Annotated in this window: 3 protein-coding genes; all 3 read right to left on the bottom strand. The window is 46.6% G+C overall.

Features of this window, described 5'->3' with window-relative positions; genetic code table 11:
- Window positions 1-150: 150 nt before the first annotated feature.
- Entirely contained in the window at window positions 151-2,391 is a 2,241-nt protein-coding gene (locus tag RYL27_RS11065) for a methyl-accepting chemotaxis protein (RefSeq protein ID WP_314344766.1), read from the bottom strand.
- 415 nt (window positions 2,392-2,806) lie between these two features.
- Window positions 2,807-3,919, bottom strand: coding sequence for a molecular chaperone DnaJ (dnaJ, locus tag RYL27_RS11060; protein ID WP_007156522.1), 1,113 nt, complete (start codon window positions 3,917-3,919; stop codon window positions 2,807-2,809).
- A 70-nt stretch (window positions 3,920-3,989) separates the two neighbouring features.
- Window positions 3,990-4,505: Hsp70 family protein (locus RYL27_RS11055; RefSeq protein WP_314967182.1), on the bottom strand; the 516-nt coding region annotated here is incomplete at its 5' end.

The raw sequence follows: 4,505 nt of genomic DNA, 5'->3' as shown, positions 1-4,505 counted from the left end.
TATCAGAGCTAACATTTTTCAAATGTCAGCTCCGATACTGGCTAAAGTCCATTAAAAAAATAGAGCATAGAGTAATGGCAATAATGCCATTCTCTATGCTCCATTTTATAATCTTAAGCTAAAGCTTATATCGATAAACAGATTTCTCTATTATCTAACCTTAAACTTATCTACAAGGTCGTTCATCAGGTTAGCCTGAGCGGATAACTCCTCTGCTGTTGCAGCACTTTCCTCTGCTGTTGCGGAGTTCTCCTGCACTACAGCGGAGATTTCCTGAAGACCGTCACTCAAGCGACTAACGCCTGCGGATTCCTCTTCGGAAGCCTTGGAGATTTCTCCGATCAAATCATTAACCTGGTTGGTACTCTCGGATACGGAGTGTAAAGCTTCCGCAGTTTCCTCGGTGAACTTAGCACCCTTCTGTACTGCACCAATGGTCTCTTCAATCAGAAGAGAAGTATTCTGAGCTGCTTCCTGAGACTTCTTTGCCAGATTGCCGACTTCATCCGCAACTACCGCAAAGCCCTTTCCGGCCTCTCCTGCTCTTGCCGCCTCGATAGCTGCATTTAAGGAAAGAATATTGGTCTGGAAGGCGATATCATCGATGGTCTTGATAATCTTACTGATTTCCTTGGACTTCTCGGTGATTTCTTCCATTGCGCCCTGCATGTCAGTCATCTTCTGGTTACTGGTTTCTACATGAGAGCCGCTGACAACACCAAGCTGCTGCGCCTTTTCAGCCTGCTTTGTGGTATGACGAATCTGCTCTGTAATATCTTCCATGGTCTTGGAAAGCTCTGCAATGGAAGATGCCTGCTTGGTAGTACCCTCGGAAATTCTCTGGGCCATGCTGCTTACCTGCTCCGCACTGCTGCTTACCTCGGAAGAGGAAGTGTGTACATTCTTCAAAGTACTATTCAAGCTTGTGGAAATCTCCTGTAAAGAATTCAGAATTGGGCGGAAATCTCCCTTATAGTTCTCATCTTCTTTAATTTCTGTTGCAAAGTCTCCCTGAGCAAATGCTCCAAGCTTCGCCTGTAAGTCGGATACCACATAGGTCAGACGCTTTACGATATTGTTAAAGCTCTTTACCAGACGACCGATTTCATCTTCTTGGGCATAGGAAACCTTAATGTCGAAGTTACCCTCTGCCAGCTTGTCACTTTCCTCTGCCAGCTTTCCAAGAGGACTAAGAGACTTCTTCAGTGCTGTGAAAAGAATTACCTGTAAAAGAATAAACAAAACAACTTCTGCAACAGCCAAAGCAACAAAGAGCTGGTTCTTACCCTGGTTGTAAAGGTCTAAGCTCATTGCGGACTGCACATACCAGTCTGTTCCATAGATGGTGAGCGGTGCAAAGTAACGAATGCGGTGACCGTCCTGAATGTGGAAGATACTCTCTCCGTCAAACTTGCTCTGGATGTCATTCTTAAAGGTCTCTTCTCCAACATATTCTGCAAGATTCTTTCCTACCGCATCAGGATTGGAGCTATATACGAACTTACCATCCTTATTGATAACATCAAAGAAGGTCTTAGCACCTTCTCCGGACTTATCTTTTCCCAGAGAATCAAACATCTTAACATTTAAGTCAACCACTACAGCGCCCATAAACTGGTCGTTGTGAAGTACGGGTACAACCAATACGAAGATGGTCTCCCCGGTAATAGAGGATACGAAGGGGTCTACCACATGGCTTACCTTTTCCTGAGAAACCTTGGTGTAGTACTCTTCCGCTCCGTTTCCATAGAATTTGTAGTCCAGGAACTTGTAGAAACGCTTGTTCTCATCTCCGTTATCTCTTCCTAAATACATAGCGTATTCCGGCTCACCCTGCTGGAACGCATTTGGCTCGAAGAAAACGCCCGCACCCATAATGTGTTCATCATGACGAATCATTTCCCAAACAGAATCCAGTAAATATTTTTCTTCAAAGGATCTTCTTTCACTTAAGTGAACGGTGTCTTTTAAAAGACTGGGAACTGTTGCCGCACCGTTATCGGTTTCGTTATACATTTCATCCAAGTGCTCGCTGATTGCCCTTGCAGCGTTCTCCGCTAAAGTAATGGACTTTCTGGCTTTTTCCACATTCATCGCTGTAGTGGAAAGTAAGTAATCCTGATTAATCTTATCAAAGGATTTTCCTACCGCCTTCAGCAGAACAATGTTCGCCAGCACAAAGACTACCAACATGGATACGCAAACCAATGCAGAAATTCTTCCTGCCAGGCTGCTTCTCCTTTTACCCTTTACAGCCTTTGCCTTCTGTCCCGGCTTTACTCCCGGAGCTTTCTTAAAAGCCTTGGAGCCCGGCTTTTCCTGGCCCCCGCCTGCCTGTGTCTTAACAGCAGCTTCCTTTGGGCTTAACCCGTTTTCCTGTGTGTTTTCCATTCTTCCTCCTTGAAATTGTCATTCCTCTATCTCAGGAAAATTCTCGTGAAATGGTAGGAGTTACTCTCCTCCATGATTCCGCTTTAATCAATATCGTCAGTTTGGAAGAATGTATTAGTGAATTTACGGAAATAAAAACAGCTATCGTTAGCTTTCAACAATATAGGCCTGAAATGGGAGTATACTGTCACTCGCCTAATCCTATGTATTGAAGGGCAGTATTCATTATATAAATACGCTCTAATGCAGTATGGTCTGTAATCGGGGCACGCTCTCGCTAACTTCGCCTTCGTAGCAGTACTAACTTCAAGCTTCGCTTTGCTCGCTTTCAGTAAGTACTGACGGGCTCAGATTGCCCCTATTACAGACCATACTGCATTATTCGCTTCTCTTATGAATTTTCCGTTTACCCTCGCTAGTCTACCTTCTCTCCGCAGGCTTCGGCGTAGGCTTTCAGGGCTTCTTTTTGTTTCTTGTTTAACTTCTTCGGGGTTTCTACCACTAAGGTTACGTAGTGGTCGCCTCTTACGTTGGGGTTCTGCAAGGATGGAACGCCCTTACCCCGTAGTCTGGTTCTGGTATCGGACTGGGTTCCGGGAGCAATCTTTAACTCCACCGGTCCATCCACTGTCTTCACAATGGTGCTTCCACCCAGGGTTGCCTTGGGGAAGCTGATGGCTTCTGTTGAGTAAATGTTTACGCCCTGTCTCTTAAAGAAGGGGTGGTCGCTAACGGATACCTCTACCAGTAAGTCACCTCTGGGGCCGCCGTTTCTTCCGGGATCTCCGCCTCCGGACTTACGAATGGCCTGTCCATCGTCAATTCCCGCAGGAATAGCGATTTCCATGCTCTTCTCCGTGTTGATGTAGCCTTCTCCACGGCAATCCGGACATTTTTCCTTAACCACTGTTCCCTCTCCGTGACACTCCGGACAGGTGGTTACCTGCTGAATGGTACCGAAGATGCTTTGCTGGGTCATTCTTACCTGACCTGCACCGTTACAACGGGGACAGGTCTGTCTTTCCGTTCCCGGCTTAGCTCCGGAACCGTTACAGGTCTTACAGGTATCTTTATAGCGAATCTTAATGGTCTTCTTTACACCCTTAATAGCCTCATCAAAGGAAATACGAAGTCCTACACGAATATTGGCTCCCTTTTCCGGCATATTGGATCTTCTTCTGGAAGAACCGTAGGAGGAACCGAAGCCTCCCCCGAAAAACTCGGAGAAAATATCTCCCATATCCATGCCGCTGAAATCAAAACCGCCGAAACCGGAGCTTGCTCCCGCTGCGGAGTTCGGATCAAAGGCCGCATGGCCATAGGTATCATAGGCCTTTCTCTTCTCCGGATCGGACAATACCGCATAGGCTTCCGAAGCTTCCCGGAATTTCTCTGCGGCACTTTCATCTCCGGGATTAGAGTCCGGATGGTACTGCTTTGCCAACTTTCGATAGGCTCTTTTAATGGCACTATCATCGGCATTTTTATCTACCCCCAGCACCTCATAATAATCACGCTTTTCTGCCATATATTTTCCTCTCCTTTAAATCCCAGGAAAAGACAGGCTTAAGCCTGTCTTCTCCGGAAAATTTATCGAATTACACTTCCTTAAAGTCTCCGTCGACTACATTGTCGTCAGCGTTACCGCTCTGGCCCTCAGAAGCAGTTGCTCCTGCATCTGCCGCTCCGGCACCGGCTGCACCTGCTGCCTGAGCCTGCTCATACACCTTGGTGAAAAGTGCCTGAGAGGACTGCATCAGCTTCTCCTGTGCCGCCTTAATCTGCTCTGCACCGTCCTTGGTAATTCCCTCCAAAGGATTGGCTGCAAGAACATCCTCTAAAGCCTTTAAGTCAGCTTCCACAGTTGCCTTATCGCTGTCGGAAATCTTATCTCCCACGTCGGTAAGAGCCTTCTTGGTCTGGAATACGATGGAATCCGCTCCGTTTCTTACTTCGATAGCTTCCTTCTTCTCCTTATCCGCTGCTTCGAACTGTGCAGCTTCATTTACCGCCTTATCAATATCCTCCTTGGACATGTTGGATCCGGAGGTAATGGTGATGTGCTGCTCCTTACCGGTTCCCTTATCCTTAGCGGAAACATTTACGATACCGTT

It is taken from the genome of Oribacterium sinus, assembly GCF_963537195.1.
Lineage (GTDB): Bacteria > Bacillota > Clostridia > Lachnospirales > Lachnospiraceae > Oribacterium > Oribacterium sinus_A.
The sequence above is the reverse complement of the archived record's forward strand: the minus strand, read 5'-3'. Positions and strand labels throughout refer to the sequence as shown.